This is a genomic window from Stenotrophomonas sp. STEN030, assembly GCF_056759995.1.
Map to the genome: position 1 here is coordinate 1 of NZ_JBRREB010000066.1, position 21,901 is coordinate 21,901.

Genomic DNA, 21,901 nt, shown 5'->3' on the forward strand with positions numbered 1-21,901 from the left:
CGCCAAACCTTTGTTGGGCCGCGCCATGGGCGGCATTGGCGCAATTATAAAAGCCGCAGGCTCGCAGGGCTCGGCTCTACAACAGCTCAAACGCAAAAAGGCGCGGAATCCGCGCCTTTTTGCTTGCTTCAATTCCGTATCAACGCCAGATCTTGATCTGCTCGGCGTCGGTACGCTGCATCGGCTGGCCCGGCTTGCAGCTGAAGCTGGCACCAAACTCCGGCAGGTTGGACAGCGGTGCATTGCTGCGCCAGCGGCCCGGGGCGCGCACGTCGGTGCTCAGACGCTGCACGGCTTCGTTCGGCGACAGCTGCTGTGCCCACAGGCTGGTCCAGCCCTTGAAGAAGTCCTGCTTGTCAGCCGGCTTGGCATCGGACTGGGCGGCATTGAAAGCCTCAAGCGCGATTTCCATGCCCGACAGATCAGCCATGTTCTCGTCGCGGGTCAGCTCGCCGTTGACCTTGGCATCCTTGACGCCCGGGAACGGGTAGGCGCTGTACTGCACGGCGACACGGTTGCCGAGCAGCGTCCAGGCGCTCTTGTCGGCCGGCGTCCACCAGCTGCGCAGCTCGCCCTTGGCGTCGATCATGGCGCCTTTGACGTCGATGGCGCGGCTGACTTCATGCGCGACCAAGCCACCGAAGGCGCCAAACTTCTCAGCGGTGCTGGCGTTGCCGGCAAAGATCGGGCCCTGCAGTGCGGCGGCAGTAACGATCAAACGGTTCTGGGCGATGTCGTAGGCGATCGACGGTTGCTGCGGCAGCACGTCCCAGCGACGGTCGGCGTTGCCCTTGCCGATGCGCTTCATTTCCTGGGCGTGGCGCCAGGTGGAAGCGATCAGGATGTTGCCGCCGAAGCTGCCACGGCCCATCGGCTGCACGGTGTAGTCCAGATCGCGCAACGGGGTGCCGATCTCGATCTTCATCGCGGCCAGCTTGGCTTCGGCTTCGGTCTTGGCCTCGGCGCTGAGCCAGCTGCTGCGCTTGACCGCGGCGATCTGTGCTTCGCGGATTTGGTCGACCATTACACCGGCCTGACGGCGGGTATCACGGTTGAGATAGGTGTTTGCGTATTCGTGACCCAGCATTGGGCCGGCGGCCACGTTGATGGCGTCAAGCACGGCGTCCGGGCGCGACGGCGCGATGGTCTGGCCGCGCAGCACACGGCCACGGAATTCAAACTCGGCGTCGCGGTAGGCCTTGGACAGGTACGGCGCCATCGAGTCGCCCACGCGCCAGCGCAGGTAGGCCTTCCACTGGTTGGCTGGCAGACGGCTGACCATGCCGTTGAGCTGCTGGAACAGCGTCGGGTCGGCCAGCGACACCAGGTCGTCGTTCACGCCCTGTGCCTTCAGGAAGGCATCCAGCTGCAGGTTGCGGTAGCGGCTGTTGAGGTCCTTGGTGGAGACCGGTGCGTAGTTGTTGAACGGGTTGTTGATGTCGGCGACCGAGTGCGCGCTGCGTGCCAGTTCGGTTTCCAGCTGGATGACCAGCGCCGATTCGGCATCAAGCTGCGCGGCCGGGGTGCCGGTCAGCGCCAGGATCTGCTTCACATAGCCGCGGTAGCGGCCCATCAGTGCGACGGTGTCGGCATCGGTGCGGGTGTAGAACGCCGGGTCCGGCAGGCCGGTGCCGCCCTGCATGAAGTAACCGATGTGGCGGTCCAGCGCCTTCAGGTCCACGTCCGGGGCGAAGTTGAACGCCACCGGGATGCCGACCTGATGCAGTGCGGCGATCGAGGCCGGGATGTCCTTGGCCTTCTTGATGGCATTGATGCGGGTCAGCAGCGGTGCGATCGGCTTGGAGCCGTCGGCTTCGACGGCGGCTTCATCCAGGCCGCTGGCCCAGAAATCGCCGAGCAGCTTCTGCACATTGCCCTGCGGGGCGGTCATCGAACGCTCCAGCAACTGACGCTGCTGAGTGCGGGTGTTGTCCGCCAGCGTGCCGAGGGCGCTGACCGCGCCGGTCTGCGGCACCGGGTTGGCCTTGAGCCAGTTGCCGTTGGTGGTTTCGTAGAAGTCCGTACAGGCCGCGCTCACTGCCGGTGCCCGAGCCGCAGGCTTCTTGCGGGCGGCCTGCGCATCGTTGGCGGACAGCATGGTCACCAGGGAGAAGGTCAGGGCCAGGGTAAGTGGGCGAACGTTGGGCATGTGGTGCATATCCGCAGAAGGACAAAGTGGGCGGAGTTTAACAAGCTGGCGGCGGAATGGTGCCGGGGCAGGGCACGGAATTGGGTACTGCATCAAAGCTGATGGTTGTAGGAGCGGCGTAAGCCGCGAAGCCACGGCAGATGATGCGGCTGGTATTGACTGGATTGCATTGACTCCCGGCGCTTTGGGCTTGGTCGGCTTCGCGGCTTACGCCGCTCCTACAAAAACGAAGAAGGCCCGGCGGTGCCGGGCCTTCTTCGGGTCTCACTGCAGGGCAGCGATTACCAGATCACTACCTGCTTGTCGCCGGTGCGGACCATCGGCGAGCCGGCCTTGCACTGGAATGCAGCGGCGAAGGTCGGCAGGTTCGACGGCGCACCCATGGCGCGGAACTGAGCCGGGGCGTGCGAGTCGGTGGCCAGGCGGACCTTGGCGTTCTCGGCGGTGTACTTGGTGCGCCACACGGTGGCCCAGTTGAAGAAGAAGCGCTGGTCGCGGCTGAAGCCATCAACCTTTGCGTCTTCCTTGCCGGCCGAAGCCTTCTGCAGGGCGTCATAAGCCGTGGCCAGGCCGCCCAGGTCGGCGATGTTCTCGCCCAGGGTCAGCGTGCCATTGACCTGCTGGTCGCCCACCTTGTACTCGTTGAACTGCTTGACCAGCTTGCCGGTCAGGCCTTCAAAGCCCTTGGCGTCAGCCGGCGTCCACCAGTTCTCGAAGTTGCCGGTCGGGCCGAAGCGGCTGCCCTGGTCGTCGTAACCGTGGGTCATTTCGTGGCCGATCACGGCACCGATACCACCGTAGTTCAGCGCGTCGTCGGCGTTCACGTCGAAGAACGGCGGCTGCAGGATGGCGGCCGGGAACACGATCTCGTTCTGCAGCGGGTTGTAGTAGGCGTTCACCGTCTGCGGGGTCATGCCCCACTCGGTCTTGTCGACCGGCTGGCCGATCTTGTTCAGCGCCCACTTGTAGTTGAAGGCGTTGGCAGCGCGGACGTTGCCCAGGTAGTCATCGTGGGTGGTGCTCAGGCCGCTCCAGTCACGCCACTTGTCCGGGTAGCCGATCTTCGGGGTGAAGGTTTCCCACTTGGCGATGGCCTTGGCCTTGGTTTCGTCGCTCATCCAGGTCAGGTTCTGGATGCGATCCTTCAGCGCACCGGCCAGGTTCTTGACCAGTTCTTCCATCTTGGCCTTGGATTCGGGCGAGAAGGCGACCTTGACGTACATCTGGCCGAAAGCATCGCCAGCATCGTTTTCAATGGTGCCCAGGACCTGCTTCCAACGCGGCTTGATTTCCTTCTGGCCGTTCAGTTCCTTGCCGTAGAACGCGTAGTTCTCCTGCACGAACTCATTGCTCAGGTACGGTGCGGCGCCGTCCACGGTGTGGAAGCGCAGGTAAGCGCGCCAAGCTGCCGGGTCAGTGTCGGCCAGCATCTTGCTCACTTCCGCGTGGAAGGCAGGCATCGCCAGCGAGAACTTCTCCGGCGCGGCAATGCCCTGCGCCTGGAAGAACGAGGTCCAGCTGAAGTTCGGGGTCAGCTTGTCGGCATCGGCCACGCTGACCGGGTTGTAGTACAGCGAGACGTCGCGCGACAGTTCGACGCTGGACTTGGAGGCCTTGGCCAGGCGGGTCTCAAATTTGACCACTTCCTCGGCCTGCTTGGCGGCATCGGCTGCGGCCACGCCGCTCAGCTCCAGCACCTTGGCCACGTGGGCCTTGTAGGCGTTGAGCTTGTCGGCCTTGCTGGCGTCGGTGTAGTACGTGGTATCCGGCAGGCCCAGGCCGCCCTGGCTGGCGTAGGCCATGTTCATGGACGAGTTCTTGAAGTCCGCTTCCGGGCCGAAGCCGAACAGGAAGTTTTCGCCCTTGGCAGCGGTGCTGCGCAGGTAGTTGGCCAGCGCGGCGGTGTCCTGCAGGCCGTCAATCGCAGCCAGGTCCGCCTTCAGCGGGGTGATGCCCAGGCTGTTGATCTTGGCTTCGTCCATGCCGGCGGCCCAGAAATCGCCGACGATCTTCTCGATACCGGTTGCATTCTTCATCGCCGCGGCCTGCTCGGCCAGCTGGTGCTGCACGGCAACCGAGCGCTCGTCGAGGATGGTGAAGGCGCCCCAGCTGGTGCGGTCAGCCGGAATCTCGTTGGCGTTGAGCCACTTTTCGTTCACGTAGCTGTTGAAATCGGTACACGCGTCCTTGCTGGCATCCAGGTCGGCGGCGGTGAAGGCGTTGTAGGCCGGCAACTTGGACTCGTCCAGCTTCAGCTCATTGGCGGCGGCCGGCGCAGCGGCGGTGGCTGCTGGCGGGGACTGCTCTTCCTGCTTGGGGCAACCGGTCAGCACGGCGGCGACGGCCAGCGACAGCAGGAGAATCTGGGGTTTGCGAACGATCACGGGAAAGGCCTCCGGGCCGGTTTCAAAGCATGAGTGAGGCCACGGAGTCCGGGGCCGAAGCAGGAAGATACGCCTGAAACCGATGAGGAAGGGGTGTAGAAGGTAATGGGTCAGGGCTGGAGTATTCCTATGGGCGGCGGCGACTGACCGATGCTATACAGCAGCAATGACCAAGACATCCAGCAATCAGTGGGACGCGATCCTGATCGGCGGCGGCCATAACGGCCTGGTGTGTGCGGCCTATCTGGCCAAAGCCGGCAAGCGCGTATTGGTACTGGAGCGGCGTGCGGTAGTGGGAGGTGCCGCGGTCACCGAGGAGTTCCATCCCGGGTTCCGAAACTCGGTGGCCTCTTATACGGTGTCCTTGCTGCAGCCCAAGGTGATTGCCGAGCTGGAGCTGGAACGGCATGGCCTGCGGGTGGTCTCGCGCAAGCTCAACAACTTCCTGCCGCTGGGCGACGGTGAGTATCTGTTGGCCGGGGCTGGGCGCACCGCCGGGCAGGTGGCGCGCTTTTCCGCGCGCGATGCAGCACGCTTGCCTGAGTACGAGCAGCGGCTGGAGATTTTCGCCGACGTGCTGCGTGCGCAGGCACTGCAGGCACCGCCCAATATCAGCGGTACCAGTTGGCTGCGCGCATTACCTGAGTTATGGAAGGCTGGGCAACTCGGCAGACAGCTGCAGCGTCTGGACCCAGGGTTGCAACAGGAATTGATGGACCTGTTCACCATCTCCGCCGCTGAATACCTGGATCGTTGGTTTGAGAGCGCACCGATCAAAGCCCTGTTTGGCTTCGATGGCATCGTCGGCAATTACGCCAGCCCCTATGCGCCGGGCACTGCCTACGTGTTGTTGCATCACGTGTTTGGCGAAAGCAATGGTGTCAAAGGTGCCTGGGGGCATGCGATCGGTGGCATGGGGGCGATCACCCAGGCGATGGCGCGTGCTGCGGTCGAAGCTGGTGTTGAAATTCGTACTGATGCAGCAGTAAACAAAGTACTGGTCGAGCAGGGGCGCGCGGTAGGTGTCGTACTGGCGAATGGCGAGCTGCTGCGTGGCAAGGCCATCGTTGCTAACGTAAATCCGAAGCTGCTCTACGAGCGTCTATTCGATCCTGCCGATGTGCCGGCGGCCACCTTGGAGCGCATGGCCAACTGGCGCTGCGGTTCTGGAACCTTCCGCATGAACGTGGCGCTGTCGCAGTTGCCTGAGTTCAGCGTGCTGCCGGGGCAGGGCGATCACCTGACCGCCGGCATCATCATCGCACCGAGCCTGGATTACATGGATCGCGCCTATCTGGATGCACGCCAATATGGTTGGTCACGCGAGCCGATAGTCGAGATGCTGATCCCCAGTACGCTGGATGATTCACTCGCACCGCCGGGACAGCACGTTGCCAGCCTGTTCTGCCAGCACGTTGCCCCACAGTTACCCGGTGGACGCAGCTGGGATGATCACCGCGAAGAAGTCGCGGATCTGATGATCGCAACTGTCGATAAACATGCGCCGGGATTTGCTGCTTCAGTACTGGGCCGGCAGATCATGAGTCCGTTGGATCTTGAGCGGACATTTGGCTTGATTGGTGGCGATATCTTCCACGGCGCGCTGAGCTTGAACCAGTTATTTAGTGCGCGGCCGATGTTGGGGCAGGCCAACTATCGAGGCGCGGTCCTTGGCCTCTACCTGTGCGGGTCGGGCACCCATCCGGGTGGAGGCGTTACCGGTGCGCCAGGGCATAATGCTGCGCGGGTGATCATGGGGGACCTTGGCCACTGATGCGGGCGAGGTCCCCGTCATCTCAAGTCAGGGCTTGGTGCTGCTGCCTTCAACCTGCGGCATCTCGTCACCGGCGACTGGCTCCGGTACATCCCGGAGTGGTTCGACGGTTGGTATGCGCGTGGATTGCGGGGCTTCTGAAGCCTGCTCGACGGTGCCTACGTTTACCGTCGCAATGCGGGGTTTCATCCACACCGAATCCTGCCATGCCTGGTACTTGATCGGGTCCCAGTAGCGTTCGTCATAGAACTTCGATCCATCGATCTCGGTGCTGCCGGTGGCGGTGGGGATGATGATGCGCACGTTGCCGGTAAAGCCGGTCCTGCTGCCGGTCAGGCTCCTGCGCTCCCTTCGGAGCTTGCTGGCAATACGCGGCAGAGCTGCGGCATCACCGTACCGGGCATAGACGTCCTGACCCAGGGTCAACGCGCGCGCGCGCTCCTCCTCTGGAAGCTCTGCCCAGTACCGTTCTCGCAGACCGGCGAAGCCCTCGTAGCCGCGTTCAGCTGCAAGGTCCATCCAGGCATATGCCAGGGCGCGGTCGCGGACAGTGCCCGTGCCGGTCCACAGCATTTCGGCGACCATGCCTTGTGATGGCTTGTCGCCGTAAAAGGCAGCGTTCTGGAAGAAACGAAAGGCTTTCTCCAGGTCACCTGCCTTGTGCTTCTCAAGGCCAAGCAGGCGGAAGCGAAGATCGGGATGTCCGTTGAGGAACCCCGCGGTGATCATCAGTTGATCTTTTGTTGGATCGTCTGGTTGCGTGCCCACTGCCTGGTTGGCTGCAATCACGGGCCAGGTGCTGGATAGCGCCAGCAAAAGCAAGGTCCGGGCGAAAGTATGTTTGCGCATCATCGTGTGTCCTTGTGCTATCCGTGCCATGGCTGCATGGTCAACGAAGAAGGGTTTGCCTTGGAATGGTCGAAAGTCATTGGCATAGCAACGGGGGATATCCCCCGTTGCTCCCTTGCAAAGACGAGCTTCGGACGAGGATGTGACTTCGGGGTTACTTTGCGGTGGTTGGCTCGCCAACGTTGACCTTTCCGTCGCCGATGTGGCGTTGGAAGAAGCCAAGCATCTCCGTGTAGAGATTCACGCGGGCATCCTCGCCGTAGAAGCCATGCATTTCACCTGACTGGATGATCAGGCCTTCGGGCTTGTTGCCAGCCGCGATCAGGGCCCTGTTCATCAACTCTGTCTGTTCCGGAGGCGTGCGCACGTCGCGTGCACCTGCAGCGAGATAAACGGGAATCTTCACCTCGCCGGCCCGGCGAGCAGGCGAGCTTTCGGCCCAAAGCTTCGAGTCGGTGCCATGCGTGCGGCGCAGGAAACGCTGGCCGGATTCACGCTCAGGGATGTCGCCCTTCTTGAACATCATATCGATGTCGTAGACACCCACGTAGCCGAACGTGCACTGGAAGAGGCCCGGCTCCCTGATCGGTGCCATCAGTGAGGAATAGCCCCCGAAACTGCCACCGTAGATGCAGATTCGGTCCTTGTTGGCGTATCCGTTGTTGATAACCCAGTGCGTCGCGTCGAGGATGTCGTTCTGGATCCCCTGGCTCCATTGCTGGTGGCCCGCATCCTGGAATGCCTTGCCGTAGCCACCGGAGCCGCGGTAATTGATCTGCAAGGTGGCGTAACCGCGGCTGGCAAACAGCTGCGCTTCCGGATTGAAGCCCCAGTTGTCGCGTGGCCCGATTGGACCGCCATGCGGATTGACGATCAACGGCAGATTTTTTTCATTGCTACCATGCGGGAGCGTCAGGTACGCATGGATGAGCTTACCGTCGCGGGAGGTGAACGAGAATGGCTTGACCGAGGCAAGCTGGGCAGACGCCAGCTGTGGTCGCTGTTTCATGAGAAAGCGTGCCTTGCCGGAGTCGCGATCGAACAGGTAGAGCTCTGAGGGATTCGTGTCGCTGTAGACGTTGACAATGATCTTCTTGCCATCGGCGGTGGCATTGGAGAAATCCACCATCTGCCCCTCGAAGGCGTTTGCCAGGGATGCGTAGAGCTCGGCATCCGGATGGTCCTCATTGAGGAGGGAGACCTTGGGTGCGCCCGCCTCGGTCACCACGCCGATCAATGTCGTGTCATCCGTTGACCAGATCATGTCGGAGACCTCGGCAACCGGATCCTGATGCAGGACGGTGAAGTCTCCCGTTGTCGGGTTCAGGGTTCCCACCGCAGCTGGTAGACGCCCATCATCCCGGGTCGCGTAGATCTTGCCGTCCGGGGTGGAGCGCACGATGTCCAGGTGATTGCCATCCGACTTGGATGCATTGATCAGGGCCCAGTTGCCGGCATCACGGCGGTAGAGCTCGGTGCGCTCGTCGTACTCGCCGTCTTCGCCCTTGCTGGTGGAGCAGATCGCGAACTGCGGTTCCTTGGCGGCATCCAGCGTGATGTTGCAGTTCTCTTTCGGTGCGCGCGCCAGGCTAGTGCGGCGCCCGCTCAGTGTGTCCATGCGCACGACTTCGGTGCCTACGCCTTCGGAGGAGCGCGGGCTTGTCACCTGCATGATGACGTTCTGGTCGTCATTCTTCAGCGTGTCGAGCAGGCTGAAGCGCTCCGAACCTACGGTTTTTCCGCGCTGCGTGGCATCACGGGTGCCGTAGAAGATAAGTGGCCTGGGCTGCGAGCCGTCTGCGTTAACGGCAAACCATTCGCCGGTTGAGAAGGGTGCTGCGTATCCGCCCATCTTCTTCACGGCGTTGAACATCAGGCGCTCGGGACTGGTCCAATAGAAACTGCCAACGCTCTTCTGGTCGGGGAGCTGATTGACCTTCACGATCTTGAGATCGGAAGTTCTCAGTACGGTGAGCACGTCCTGCTCACCACGATCCACGGTTATGGCTATGTAGCGGCCATCCGGTGAGATCTTGGCCGTGCCGTAGGCGGAGTGCGAGACGAAGTCGCGAATGGACGGGACGACGGCCGTTGGCGCCGCGGAGGATGCCGGAACGGAAAGCGCAAGCAGGATGGCTGCTGCCAGGCATGATTTCATCGGGGATTTCCTTGTCAGATATCGGAACGCTAGGTCATCAACAGAATGGCCCGGGCGTGCCCGGGCCATTCTGCTTGGATCACATGCTCAATCAACGGAACCGGTACTGGTACTCAACTGCGATCTCGCGTCCCACTGCGTCATAGGCGCGCCAGAAGTACGGATAGGTGTTGAAACCGTCGTCCCTCGGGTGATGTTTGTCGAAGATATTGTTGACGTAGAAGTTCAGCTGAGCTTTCTCGGTGATTTTCTTGCCGATGCTTCCGTTCCACACGAAGTATGGGGCGATACGACCAGTTTCCTGCCAGTTCGGCAAGCTACCGTAGCGGACCATGAACAATGCGGCCTGCCAGTCATCACGCTGCCAAGTACCGGTAGCACGAATGCGGCTGCGGAAATCGAAATTTCCGAGATCATCGCGGTAGTCCAGAACAGGGTCAGTCTTGAACTGCGCGGAGGTCTGGCCCAAGGTGTGCGACCAGTTCAGCTGAACGCGGAAATCACCCATGCGGTCGGTGTTCAGCTTGTAGTCCAAAGTTGCATCAACGCCCTTGGTGCCCATGACCGCACGATTGATCGGGCCACGGCGGATCTCCGTGATCTGTCCATCATTTGGGGTACCGGGGGCGCTCAGACGCGTGACGCGGGAAAGCATGTCGTTGCAGAAGGCAGAGCCGGGTGCGCCAAGTGTAAATGGTTGGCCATTGCGGGTCTTGCCGGTGATGCAACCTGCTTCACCGTCCAGAATGTACGCGGACGTGATGTCCGAGACCACGTCTTCCAACTCGATATGGTAGTAGTCAGCGCTGATCGATAGGCCATCGATGATGTCCCATACAAAGCCAGCGGTCCAAGACTTACCGGTTTCCTCAGTAAGGTTCTTGGTGCCCTGGCGGACTCCGAATGCCGTGTAGTTGGTGGTGGTGTCTGAACTGGTGCATTGTGCTGCGACGCGGCCGCTCTCAAGGCAACGACGTACGTCGAGGACCGCACTATATGAACCACTGCGCTCGGCGAAGACATAGTGCATGTCCGGTGCGCGGAAGCTGGTGGCGTAGGAGCCGCGCACAAGCAGGCTGGAGAACGGACGCCATTCGAGGCCTGCGTTCCAGGTGCGAGCATCATCCACCGAGGTGGCGTCATCGTACTTGTCCATACGGCCTGCCAGGCTTGCCTTGAGGCTGTCGAAAATAGGAATCGACAGCTCAACGCCAGCTGCATAGCGGTTACGCTCGCCACCGCCACCGGTACCGGTACGGTTGTAAGGGCGATCCGTTCCGGTGTAATCCGGCAGAATGCGGGGATCTTCCTTCAGGGTGTATTCCTGCTGCGAAGCTTCCACTACGCCAGCGAAGCCGAGAGGGCCAGCTGGCAGCTCGAACAGGTCGCCAGACACTACGAAGTTGCCCTGGTTCACGAACGACTTTGCGCTAGTCTTGATGATCGTGCTCATCGACGCGAACTGCTCTGGCGTCAGCGCGCTGTAATAGCGATCTTCGTTCAGGTCGTAGATCGCGTAGCCATTCTGAGTGCCCAGGCGCGGGCCCAGGAACCAATCATTAATCTTTGAACCGATCAGGCGAGGAGCTTCAACCTTGATGCGGTACTCTGCGCGGGACAGTGTTGCATCCCAGTCGAAACGCTCTCCAAAATTGCCTTTCAGGCCCACGGCGAAATCGTAGGACTTTTCATCGTTGTTGCTGAGCAACTTGTCGACACCGCCAACTTCCTGTGGTGTGAAGACGCGCTGTGCATCGACGATCGTGCCAAGCTCACGGTCGTACCAGAGAGCGCCAACGGACGTGCCGCCCCAGAACTGGGTGCCGCCGCCGTACTTGGCGCGCGACCAATAGCTCTGCAAGCTGGCCCAGCCTTGCATGCCGTTGTCGAAATCAAAGGTGCCGTAGACGTATCCGGAGATATCGTTATTGCCATTGCTGATGGTCTGGTAAGCGGGGTCCTTGTAGGTACCGCAAGCTTGGCCAAGATTGGTGATCGTACCGTTTGCGCTGGCCGATTTGTAGTCGTGACGGACCCATTCATCGCCGAGCTGTTCGCACGCACCCGGAGGCGGAGCGATATAGCTGTTGGCACTCTTGGTGCGATCGCGCACGCGCATCGTGCCAGTAGGCTGGATGCCAACGAAATTCGGTGCCAAAGGGTTGTCCAGCGATGAATCCATGAAGTCACGCTGGTAGGCATAAAGCGGTTCGGAATTGAAATACTCGACCGCGTAGGTGATCCCCCACTTATCGCCAGTTTTTCCGCCGATCCACTGAAGGTCAGCGCGATCACGCCCGCCGTCGGTGGTGGTGGAGCCCTTGATCTTGAACAGGTCTCCTTCGAAATTGGTTTTGAGGACGATGTTGACCACGCCGGCAACGGCGTCGGAGCCGTAAATGGCAGATGCACCACCGGCCAGCAATTCGATGCGATCAACAGCAGCGGCCGGGATGTTGCCGAAGTTGGCAAAGTTGCTCTGTCCGTTATAAGGCAACGGATAGTCAGCGGCACGGCGGCCGTTGATCAGCAAAAGGGTACGCCCTGGACCAAGGCCGCGAAGATTGATGACACTGGCGTTGGGCGTGAAACCGCCTTGGAAAATCTCGTTCTGCGTGGAGCCGCTGGCTTGGGTCAGCGTGTTCAATGCATCGAAAACGGTGGTGAAACCCTCGCGTTCGATCTGGGAAGATGTGATCACGGTTACAGGAGCCGGGCCTTCGACCTCGGCGCGTTTGATGCGCGAGCCGGTGATGGTAACCCTGTCCAGCTGAGTTGGCGCCGATCCAGCAGCGGCTGTGGTTTGTTCAGCAGCTTCCTGCGCAAAAACCGGTGCGGAAGCGGCGAGCGCTAGCGCGGAGGCCAATGCATAGCTCAGTGGATTGCGGCTGAGCGAGTTCCGATATGTCATTTGTATCCCCTTGGAGAAGAATCCAAAACCTGCCCCCCCCCTGATCGGCGACGTGGTCAGGCAGCCTTGGAATTGCGTGTTTTGTTACAGATGCAATCGTTACAGTGCCGATGTAATTTGATTAACACATGGTTAACCTTTTGCGTCAACTGTTCACGTCAAGGTCACAAACACTCATTGCGGCACATGAAAAAGCCATGTTCGGCAAATAAGTTTGGCTGTCAGCGCAAATAGCCAGCAAGAATCGCGCAATAGCGTCCACGCTAACGCCAGCCTTGGCGGGCTGATCGGCGGGACTATTCAGGATCAAATCGAATGGCATCCGGGTGCGTATGGCTGTCGTTCTGCGCAGCTTGCTTGACGGGAAAACTGTTGCCGAAACGGTCGGCCGCGGACCAGCGGGCCGCGCATGGGCATGACGAACGTGCTTGCCACAGTGGCAGTGGTTTACGGCGGTTCCTGCGGATCATGGGGCTAGCTCCATCCTGCATCAGCGACCCGGTGTAGCTCGATCGTTGAGAAGTGGGAGGTCGGGCAGATGGTGCTGGCGCGGTAGCGTGGCCTCGCGGTCACGCTCAGGGGGCATCGAAGGTGCTCGCCGCTTTCATCCGCCTATCGAGCGGGTGGCTCGACGTGTTTGCGCGGGTCGGCTGTTGTGTGAGCGCGTTATAGTTCGCCTCTGGAAAAAAGCAGAGGTTGCAAGTGAGTCGGTCGATTTCGCTGGGCGGTGCCCACAAGGTGCAGAAGGGGCTTTCCCCCCATCCGCGTATCCGCAATGTCATTGCGGTTGGCTCGGGTAAAGGCGGGGTAGGCAAGTCCACCACCGCAGTTAACCTTGCCCTGGCGCTGAAACAGCTGGGTGCCAAGGTCGGTGTGTTGGATGCCGATATCTACGGGCCCAGCGTGCCGGCCATGCTTGCTCTGAGCGGGCGGCCGGAGAGCCCGGACAACAAGTCGATCGAGCCGCTGCGGGCGTTCGGGGTCGAGGCGATGTCGATTGGGTTCCTCATCGAGCCGGACTCACCGATGATCTGGCGTGGGCCGATGGCCACCTCCGCGTTGACCCAGCTGTTCAACGACACGCTGTGGGGTGACCTGGACTTCCTGCTGATCGATCTGCCGCCGGGTACCGGTGATATCCAGCTGACGCTGTCGCAGAAGATCCCGGTGGCTGGGGCGGTGATCGTCACCACGCCGCAGGATATCGCCACGTTGGATGCGCGCAAGGCATTGAATATGTTCGAAAAGGTCGAGGTTCCTGTGCTCGGCATCATCGAGAACATGGCCGTGCATACCTGTAGAAACTGTGGCCACGTCGAGCATCTGTTCGGCGAGGGCGGTGGCCAGCGCATGGCCGAGCAGTACGGGGTGCCGTTGCTGGGCTCGCTGCCGCTGGATATCTGTATCCGCGAGCAAGGCGATGTGGGTGCGCCCATCGTGGTTGCACAGCCCGAGTCGGCGGCGGCCAAGGCCTATATGGCAGCGGCGCAGCGCATGGCGGAGGAATTGGCCAAGCGCCCGCGCGCCAGTATCCCGATCCTGTCCTCGCTGATCTGAGCCGGGTGGCAGCTAGAGCTGATCGTAGGAAAGGCCCGTTCTGCGGGCCTTTCTCATATAGATGGAGTGCGCGGAACTGGCTGGTGGGCGATTGTTTGCCGGCCCCTGGCCGGCTCTAGGCTAGAATCGACCACCCCCGGCCGCAGGCATGCTGCGGCACAACGTGAACAGGACCATTGAATGAGCATCAAGAGCGACCGTTGGATCCGCCAAATGTCCGAACAGCACGGCATGATCGCGCCGTACGAAGCCGGCCAGGTCAAGCAGGTGGACGGCCAGCGCATCGTCAGTTACGGCACCTCCAGCTATGGCTACGACGTGCGTTGCTCGCGTGAGTTCAAGGTGTTCACCAACATCAACTCGACCATTGTCGACCCCAAGCACTTCGACCCGAAGAGCTTTGTCGACATCGAGGCCGATGAGTGCATCATCCCGCCCAATTCGTTCGCGCTGGCACGCACGGTGGAGTTCTTCCGCATCCCGCGCGACACCCTGGTGGTGTGCCTGGGCAAGAGCACCTATGCGCGCTGCGGCATCATCGTCAACGTCACCCCGCTGGAGCCGGAGTGGGAAGGCCACGTGACCCTGGAGTTCTCCAACACCACGCCGTTGCCGGCACGCATCTATGCCAACGAAGGTGTGGCACAGATGCTGTTCTTCCAAGCCGACAAGGACGACGTCTGCGAGACCTCGTACAAGGATCGCGGCGGCAAGTACCAGGGCCAGACCGGCGTTACCCTGCCGCGCACCTGAGTGCGGCCTGGGCTGAAATGAAAAAGGCGCCGTCAGGCGCCTTTTTCTTTATGCAGGATCCGGCGGAGCGGCTTATTTGCCGCGCCCAAACAACATGCCGATGCCGACGGCTACCAAGATGGCCGGCCACCAGGTGGCGAGCATGGTGCCGATGTTGCCGTTGATCCAGCCGAGGTTCTTGGCCAGGAAGAACAGGCCAACGATGATCAGGATCAGTGCGGCGATCAGATTGGAGCGCATCGGCTTGCGGAGTCCGTAAGGGGGAAGGTGCTTATCGTAGCCGCTGGCGCCAGATTTCGACACGTTGGGCCAGCACCTCCGGGTCAAAGCGCTGTGCCTTGCCGCTGCCCCAGACCGGGCCCGGCCAGGCAGCGTCGTTCTCGTTGCGGCCAATCAGGTGTACATGCAGCTGGCGCACGATGTTGCCCAGCGCGCCGATGTTGATCTTGCTGACATTCGGCTTGTGCTTGAGATGCTGGGAGATCTGGTTGATCTCGGCCAGCAGCAGGCGCTGTTGGGCGCCATCCAGATCGATCCACTCGCTGGCGTTCGGCACACGCGGCACCAGCACGACCCACGGGAAGCGGTCGTCGTTCATCAGGCGGATCTGCGACAGGGGGCCGTCGGCGATCAATACGCTGTCGGCGGCAAGGCGGGTATCAAGTACGAAATCGGACGTCACAACTTCGGTCATCGCAGGTTCTCGCTGAAGAAGGCCAAGGTGCGTTCGCGCGCCAGATCGGCGCTGGCTGGGTGGTAGTGCATGCCGACCTCGCGGTTGAAGGCGTGGTCGGCTGGATAGACATATACAGGCAAGTCGGGTTGCTTTTCACGGTGCGCTGCAACGGCAGCGGCTGGGATCGAGGCGTCCTGGTCGCCAAAGTGGAAGATCGCCGGGGCTTTGAACGCTGTATCCAGGAACGGCACGTTGCGCGCGCCGTAGTAGCTGGCCGAGGGCAGACCCAGTCGTTGCGCAGCCAACATGGCGATGGTGCCGCCCCAGCAATAGCCGACCGTGCCGACCTTGCCGTATGGCGCCAATGCCTCTGCGGCGGTTTCGACCACGGTTACCGCGCGATCCACGCCCAGCTCGTCGACCAGCGCTTTGCCGCGGCTGACACCGGCAGCGTCGTAGTCCAGTTGCAGGTCCGGTTCGATCAGGTCGAAGAAGGACGGTGCCAATACCGCATAGCCTTCGGCGGCGTACTGCTCGGCCACATGGCGGATGTGCGCGTTGGCGCCGAAGATTTCCTGTATGACCACCAGGCCGGCACGCGGCGTGCTGGAAGGCAGAGCCTGCCAGGCGCGGATGGGGCCGAGTGGGGTGGGGAGGGTGATCCAGTTGGGCATGGGGAGGCTCCAAGGTGTTGGGTTGGCTCCCTTCTCCCGCTTGCGGGGGAAGGTGCCCGAAGGGCGGATGGGGGGAGTTTTTAGAGCGTGAGGTCTGCTTGCTAGAAGCTTCCCCTCACCCCAACCCCTCTCCCGCAGGCGGGAGAGGGGCTTAAGCAAGGCATTGCCGCGATAGTTCGGCACTGTCGCAATGAGACTGATTATCAGCTCTCTCACGTATTAAGCCAGCCGCAGGGCGAGGCCGCGCAGGCCCGGTATACTGCCCGGCTTTCCGGCCTCGCTGCCATCCCGGCCCGGCCCCAGGATTTCCAGATCATGTCCCAGCTGAACCCCAAAGTCGGCTTCGTCAGCCTTGGCTGCCCGAAAGCCCTAGTCGATTCCGAGCGCATCCTCACCCAGCTGCGGGTGGAGGGCTATAGCATCGTGCCGTCCTACGATTCGGCCGATGTGGTAGTGGTCAATACCTGCGGTTTCATCGACTCGGCCGTGGCCGAATCGCTGGATGCGATTGGCGAGGCGATGAACGAGAACGGCAAGGTCATCGTCACCGGCTGCCTGGGCAAGAAAGGCGACATGATCCGCGAGCATTACCCGGACGTGCTGTCGGTGTCCGGTCCGCAGGACTACACCACGGTGATGAAAGCGGTGCATGCCGCGCTGCCGCCCAAGCACGATCCGTTCGTCGATCTGGTACCGGACTACGGCATCAAGCTGACCCCGCGTCACTACGCGTACCTGAAGATTTCCGAAGGCTGCAACCACCGCTGCAGCTTCTGCATCATTCCTTCGATGCGTGGCGATCTGGTGTCGCGTCCGGTTGATGAGGTGCTGCGCGAGGCCGAGCGTCTGGTCAAGGGCGGCGTGCGCGAGCTGCTGGTGGTGTCGCAGGACACCTCGGCCTATGGCGTGGACCGCAAGTACGCGCCGGGCACCTGGCGCGGCAAGGAGTACGCCACGCGAATGAAGGCGCTGTGCGAAGGCCTGTCCGAGCTCGATGCCTGGACCCGTCTGCACTATGTCTATCCGTACCCGCACGTCGATGACGTGGTGCCGTTGATGGCCGAGGGCAAGATCCTGCCGTACCTGGACATCCCGTTCCAGCACGCAAGCCCGCGCATCCTCAAGCTGATGAAGCGTCCTGGTGCGGTCGAGAAGACTTTGGAGCGCGTGCTGCGCTGGCGCGAGATCGCGCCGGACATCACAGTGCGTTCGACCTTCATTGTCGGCTTCCCGGGCGAAACCGATGCCGAGTTCGAGCAGCTGCTGGACTTCCTCGATACCGCTCAGCTCGACCGCGTCGGCGCCTTCGCCTATTCGCCGGTGGAAGGTGCAACGGCCAACCAGTTGCCGGATCCGGTGCCGGAAGAAGTGAAGCAGGAGCGTCTGGCCCGTTTCATGGAAAAGCAGGCGGCCATTTCCGCTGCCAAGCTCGAAGCCAAGATCGGCAGCGTGCAACAGTGCCTGGTCGATGGCATCGAAGACGGCATCGCTGTGGCTCGCTCCAAGGCCGATGCGCCGGAAATCGATGGTCTGGTGCATATCCAGAATGCTGTTGAGGCCAAGCTGCGCGTCGGCGACTTCGTCAACGTTGAGATCACCGACAGCGATGAACACGATCTATTCGGCGACGCCCTGATCGATACCAAGGCCGCAGCGTTCGATATCAAGGTGCTGTGACCGCAGCACCTGCCGCAGACGATGCCGGCACTGGCCGGCGTCGTTTTGTAGCGCCGTTGCGCGGGCAGGTTGATCTGTGCGTTTTTGACCATCCGCTGTTCGCGGATTTCGGCGATTTTGCCGCGTTGCTGCGTGCTGCCGATTGGCCGGGCACCGATGTACTCAATGCGCAGTTGCCAGTGCAGGGAAAGCAATTCGTTGCTCAGGATGATGTCCTGCTTGGCGACGGCCTGCACTACGAACAGCGCATTGCACAGGGTGGCATCGCCACGCGCGAGCAGAACTGGCACGACCTGTTCAACGCGCTGGTGTGGGCGCGCTACCCTGCGATCAAGCAGGCGCTCAATGCGCAGCAGTGCCGGCATATCGCAGCGATGGGGCCAAGCCAGCGCAATCGCGCGCAGGCCGCATTGACCCAGTTCGATGAAACCGGAGTGATCATGCGTGTTCGCGATGCGCGCCTGCTGTCGGCATGGGACCGGCACGATTGGTCGGCGCTGTTCAAACCGGCGCAATGGCGCGAAGGTGACATCGCAGTCTGCGCGCTAGTTGGCCATGCGCTGATGGAGCAGGCTTTGCTGCCCGAGCGGCTGCTGGTTGGCAAGTGCTTGGTCGTCGTTGGCGATGACGACGTGGCCTGCTTTACCGCAGTGGCTGCAGCAATCGAAGACGCCAGTTTACTAACGGACCCCGCCGAACTACGGCCGTTGCCGCTAGCCGGCATTCCCGGCTGGCACGCGTCCCAAGACGCTGCCTTCTATCAACTGACCGAGTATTTCCGTCCGCTACGCGAAGGACGCGTCTATCCGGCGCCGCTCAACGTCAGCCGTAGCTGACGTCGATAATGGCGAAGCGGGTCAACCCGCTGGGCAGCTCCACTGCGAACTCGTCGTCGATGCGCTTTTTCAGCAATGCCCGTGCCAGTGGTGAGTCGATGCTGATGCAGCCGGCCGGCGCGTCGGTCTCATCGGGGCCGACGATCCGGTAGATAACGGTCTGGCCGGAATCGATGTTCTCCAGCTCAACCGTCGCGCCGAAGAACACCGCTTCCGGATCGCTGGGCGTGGTGTCGACCACGCGCAGGGCTTCCAGTCGTTTGCTCAGGTAACGCACGCGGCGGTCGATCTCACCCAGCTGCTTCTTGCGGTAGGTGTACTCGGCGTTCTCCGAGCGATCCCCTTCGGCGGCTGCGGCTGCCAGCGCCTTGACCACTTCCGGGCGACGCTGCCGCCACAGTTCGTCCAGCTCGGCCTTGAGCCGGGCATGGCCTTGCGCGGTGATCAGGGCGGTACTTTTTTCTGCAGGGGGACGCCAACGGCTCATTGCGGTCATGTAGTGCGTGGTTGCGGGCATGGTAGCCGGGCTGGCTTGCACAAGGCCAATCCATAGCTGAAGCTGCTCGTACTCTGACAAGGAAGTCCGGTCGATGTTGATCCTGCCGCTGCACAAACCGCTCAACCTGAGCACGCTGCCCCTGGTAACCGTGTTGCTGGTGCTGATCAACGTCTACGTGTTCTTCGCCTGGCAGACTGACGATGAACAGAAGGTGCAGGCAGCACAGGTCTGGTACCAGCAGTCAGGGCTGGCGGAATACGAACTGCCTGCCTACGAGAAACATCTGCGCTTGAGCGAACGCGGCGATGCGTTGGCTGAGTTGGAATCTGTTCCTGCAGAGCAGCAAGGTGGCTATGTTGGCATGGCGACCTTGAGTGATGTCGCGTTCCAGCAGGCGCTGCAGAACGGAAGCTTGTTTGAGTCGGAAGACCAGCAGGCCGCGTGGGCGCCGCTGCGGCGCGAGTACCAAACGCAGCTGGATCAGGTATTCACCTTGCGCCATATCCTGCGCAGTTCGGAATGGTCGCCGCGGCGATTGCTGTCGGCCGCGTTCCTGCACGGCAGCGTGATGCACCTGCTGGGCAACATGCTGTTTCTGGTGGTGTTGGGCTTGCTGCTGGAAGGCGCGCTCGGTGGCTGGCGTTTTCTGGGCCTCTATCTGCTGGGGGCGGTGGGCTCCAGCGTCGCCAGCGTGTTGTGGCGCTGGGGCGAAGTCGGTGGCGGGCTCGGCGCATCCGGTGCAATCGCAGCGGTGATGGGAGCGTTCTGCGTGGTATGGGGTATGCGTCCGGTGCGCTTCTTCTACTGGTTCGGGGTGATCTTCGACTACGTGCGCGCGCCGGCGATCTGGCTGTTGCCGCTGTGGTTGGGGTGGGAAGTGTTCAACCTGCTGACCAATGATGAAGCTGGGATTGGCTTCGACGCGCACGCCGGCGGTCTGATCTGCGGTGCGCTGCTGGGTGGCGTGCTGGTGTTGACCAGGCAAACCCGCGAAGACTATATGGCTGACGACACCGAAGCGTCGGTCAGCGATCAGCGCTGGGAGCAGGCTCAGTACTACATGGGGCGCCTGGAGAATGCAGCTGCTGAGCGCGTGTTGAGTGAGTTGGCGGCAGAACAACCACAACGGCTGGATATTGCGTTGGCGCGCTATCGGGTGGCAGCCAATGCCGGCAAGATCGCCGAGATGCGGGCGCGCGCTGCCGATGTATTGCGGCTGGGTGCGGATGATGCGGCCGCTCTGGCCGCGCAGCAGGGCATCGTGAAACAGCTGCTAGCCGATGGCGGTGTCGCCGAACTTGCGCAGCCCGCGTTCGAGCGCTGCCTCAAGGCCGGCTGGCTGCAGGAGGCTGAAGCCGTGTGGGAGCAGTCCATTCAATTGTCTCCTGAGATGCAGGCGCAGGGTTGGTTGCGGTTGGCCTTGCTACATGGCGAGGCCCACGCGCAGGAGCAACGCAGGCGCTTGCTGGAGTTGCTGCAGCAGCGTTTTGCAGCCACGCCGCAAGCTGGCAAGGCTCGGTTCCTGTTGGAGAACGACTAAGCGTCCTGCCGCAGTCGCTTTCAGACCGGGCTGACCTGCAATGCAGCCTTGGCTGCCTCGAGCTTGCGACGTTGCTCGTCGTCTTCGCAGCGTTGCAATGCCTCGTTGATGAGTTGAAGGGCTTCGGCGTCGCGGTTGTAACGCTCGCCCAGCAGCAAAGCGGCCTGCAACGCCCACTGCGGTGCCTCTGGCTCACGCGGCCACGCCTTGAACATTGCCCGCAGGGTATCCATCTGCAGTTGCAGCTGGCCGCCCAGACGCGCTCGTTCTGCAAGCTGTGCAGCCTGTTGTGGCTCGGCCGGGGTGAAATCCGGATCGACCTCGAGCATGTCGCGCAGCACGTTCATCGCGTCACGGTCCTGTTTTTCGATCAGCAGGCGGTTGATGTACTGGCGGGCATGGTCACGCAATGCGTCCGACGCGCCTTTGCGGCGTAGCAGGCGTTGATACAGCTCATGCACCGGCAGGCTGACCGCGCGCGAACGCACCGAGCCGCGCAGCGCATCCAGGGCGGCATCCGGTTGTCCTTCGCGTACGAAGTGTTCGGCTTCATCAAGCAATTTCTGGTCCGGGTCATGGCGCGACAATGCGTTGTATGCACCTTCCGGCTCGAAGCCCAGCGCCTCGTGGTACTGGTAAACCAGGTAGCCGAGCAGGTGGAAGGTAGTGAACAGACCCCAGATGCTGAAGAAGTTGAGCACCAGCTCACCGACGACGGGTGGCATGAAGGTGTGCAGCCATTGGCCAGCAGTCAAGGCGCTGGCCTGGATGACGAACAGCAGCAGGAAGGCGGCCAGATAGGGCCAGCCGATGCGCAAGGCGATGGTGATCGAGGTGGCTGGATTGGCAGCGTGGCGCAGGCTGCCATCCATCGCCAGCGAGATCACGCAGCCGGGCTGCAGCAGGACCACTGCGCCGAGTGTCAGCAGGCCGATCACCGGGCCGGTGAAGATTGCCACCGTCACCACGAAGATGCCCATCAAGATCATCAGCGCCAGCAGCCTGATGACGGTGCCGTCACTGCTGCTGAGGGTGTTTTCTGGCGAGGTCATGCGGCCGTTGGCGGTTTCGCGCAGGATCTCAAAGGCGTAGCGGTAGATTCCCACCCAGATGACGATGCCAAGCAGCCAGCCAATGGCTGGAAGCCAGGTCAGCAAGGTGCATAGCGTGAGTGCGATCAGCGAATACAGTGCCGGACCACGCACAGGATAGAGCGTGATCGCAGGCAGTCGTTGCCAGAACGGTATTGGGTGTTGTGCGCTTACCGTGCGCTTGCGGTCATCCATGACATTCCCCTGAGAGTCAGGGGCTGATTGTGGCTGCTGCGGTGGCAGGGCGGCAATGGGACGGACAGTGCGGTAGTGGGGCGGCCCCCGGCAAGGGCGCGGGATGGAAGAACACGAAGACGGCCAAACTAAAACCAGGGAAGAAGCCCCCGGAGGATATTGGATGATAATTGGGACG

Annotated in this window: 16 protein-coding genes; 6 read left to right on the forward strand and 10 right to left on the reverse strand. The window is 61.8% G+C overall.

Annotation, left to right across the window (positions count from 1 at the left end; all coding sequences use genetic code 11):
• Positions 1-139: 139 nt before the first annotated feature.
• Complete coding sequence (locus ACVOLR_RS17845; RefSeq protein WP_481537623.1) at positions 140-2,149, reverse strand: M13 family metallopeptidase; 2,010 nt, start codon at positions 2,147-2,149, stop codon at positions 140-142.
• Between the two features lie 281 nt (positions 2,150-2,430).
• On the reverse strand, positions 2,431-4,530 hold the full coding sequence (locus ACVOLR_RS17850; RefSeq protein WP_481537635.1) for a M13 family metallopeptidase: 2,100 nt from the start codon (positions 4,528-4,530) through the stop codon (positions 2,431-2,433).
• Between the two features lie 169 nt (positions 4,531-4,699).
• On the opposite strand from ACVOLR_RS17850, the gene ACVOLR_RS17855 reads away from it, so the two are divergent.
• Positions 4,700-6,307, forward strand: coding sequence for a phytoene desaturase family protein (locus ACVOLR_RS17855; protein ID WP_481537624.1), 1,608 nt, complete (start codon positions 4,700-4,702; stop codon positions 6,305-6,307).
• Positions 6,308-6,334: 27 nt separating this feature from the next.
• On the opposite strand, the gene ACVOLR_RS17860 is transcribed toward ACVOLR_RS17855, so the two are convergent.
• The 3 genes from ACVOLR_RS17860 to ACVOLR_RS17870 form a co-directional block, all read right to left on the reverse strand.
• Entirely contained in the window at positions 6,335-7,159 is an 825-nt protein-coding gene (locus ACVOLR_RS17860; protein WP_481537625.1) for a tetratricopeptide repeat protein, read from the reverse strand.
• Between the two features lie 151 nt (positions 7,160-7,310).
• Complete coding sequence (locus ACVOLR_RS17865; protein ID WP_481537626.1) at positions 7,311-9,314, reverse strand: alpha/beta hydrolase family protein; 2,004 nt, start codon at positions 9,312-9,314, stop codon at positions 7,311-7,313.
• Between the two features lie 91 nt (positions 9,315-9,405).
• Positions 9,406-12,225, reverse strand: coding sequence for a TonB-dependent receptor plug domain-containing protein (locus ACVOLR_RS17870; RefSeq protein ID WP_481537627.1), 2,820 nt, complete (start codon positions 12,223-12,225; stop codon positions 9,406-9,408).
• A gap of 714 nt (positions 12,226-12,939) precedes the next feature.
• Here ACVOLR_RS17870 and apbC point away from each other — a divergent pair.
• The gene (apbC, locus tag ACVOLR_RS17875) at positions 12,940-13,782 is read left to right on the forward strand and encodes an iron-sulfur cluster carrier protein ApbC (protein ID WP_481537636.1); all 843 of its coding nucleotides are present in this window, start codon (positions 12,940-12,942) and stop codon (positions 13,780-13,782) included.
• Between the two features lie 180 nt (positions 13,783-13,962).
• Positions 13,963-14,535, forward strand: a complete 573-nt coding sequence (gene dcd, locus ACVOLR_RS17880) for a dCTP deaminase (RefSeq protein ID WP_481531679.1) — start codon at positions 13,963-13,965, stop codon at positions 14,533-14,535.
• A gap of 72 nt (positions 14,536-14,607) precedes the next feature.
• Here dcd and ACVOLR_RS17885 read toward each other — a convergent pair whose 3' ends face one another.
• From ACVOLR_RS17885 to ACVOLR_RS17895, 3 genes are read right to left on the reverse strand one after another with little or no spacing between them, the layout of a single operon-like run.
• A complete protein-coding gene (locus tag ACVOLR_RS17885) occupies positions 14,608-14,775 on the reverse strand; it encodes a LiaI-LiaF-like domain-containing protein (protein WP_170183049.1) in 168 nt (55 codons plus the stop codon).
• Positions 14,776-14,806: 31 nt separating this feature from the next.
• Positions 14,807-15,229 (reverse strand): HIT family protein, encoded by a 423-nt coding sequence (locus tag ACVOLR_RS17890; RefSeq protein WP_481537628.1) that lies wholly within the window; start codon positions 15,227-15,229, stop codon positions 14,807-14,809.
• Positions 15,226-15,885, reverse strand: a complete 660-nt coding sequence (locus ACVOLR_RS17895; RefSeq protein WP_481537629.1) for a dienelactone hydrolase family protein — start codon at positions 15,883-15,885, stop codon at positions 15,226-15,228. Before ACVOLR_RS17895 ends, ACVOLR_RS17890 begins: the two co-directional genes overlap by 4 nt.
• A 315-nt stretch (positions 15,886-16,200) precedes the next feature.
• Between ACVOLR_RS17895 and rimO the strand changes: the two genes are divergently transcribed.
• Together rimO and ACVOLR_RS17905 are read left to right on the forward strand one after the other, a co-directional pair.
• Entirely contained in the window at positions 16,201-17,562 is a 1,362-nt protein-coding gene (gene rimO, locus ACVOLR_RS17900) for a 30S ribosomal protein S12 methylthiotransferase RimO (protein WP_481537630.1), read from the forward strand.
• A complete protein-coding gene (locus tag ACVOLR_RS17905) occupies positions 17,559-18,398 on the forward strand; it encodes a DUF3025 domain-containing protein (RefSeq protein ID WP_481537631.1) in 840 nt (279 codons plus the stop codon). Before rimO ends, ACVOLR_RS17905 begins: the two co-directional genes overlap by 4 nt.
• Here ACVOLR_RS17905 and greB read toward each other — a convergent pair.
• Positions 18,385-18,885, reverse strand: coding sequence for a transcription elongation factor GreB (greB, locus tag ACVOLR_RS17910; protein ID WP_481537632.1), 501 nt, complete (start codon positions 18,883-18,885; stop codon positions 18,385-18,387). The two genes, ACVOLR_RS17905 and greB, sit on opposite strands and share 14 nt — an antisense overlap.
• Before the next feature lie 103 nt (positions 18,886-18,988).
• Here greB and ACVOLR_RS17915 point away from each other — a divergent pair, with 103 nt between their 5' ends.
• Positions 18,989-20,437: a rhomboid family intramembrane serine protease gene (locus tag ACVOLR_RS17915; protein ID WP_481537633.1), complete on the forward strand. Its 1,449-nt coding sequence runs from the start codon at positions 18,989-18,991 to the stop codon at positions 20,435-20,437.
• Positions 20,438-20,457: 20 nt separating this feature from the next.
• Here the strand turns inward: ACVOLR_RS17915 and ACVOLR_RS17920 are convergent, their stop codons facing one another.
• Positions 20,458-21,723, reverse strand: a complete 1,266-nt coding sequence (locus tag ACVOLR_RS17920) for a tetratricopeptide repeat protein (protein WP_481537634.1) — start codon at positions 21,721-21,723, stop codon at positions 20,458-20,460.
• Between the last annotated feature and the right edge of the window lie 178 nt (positions 21,724-21,901).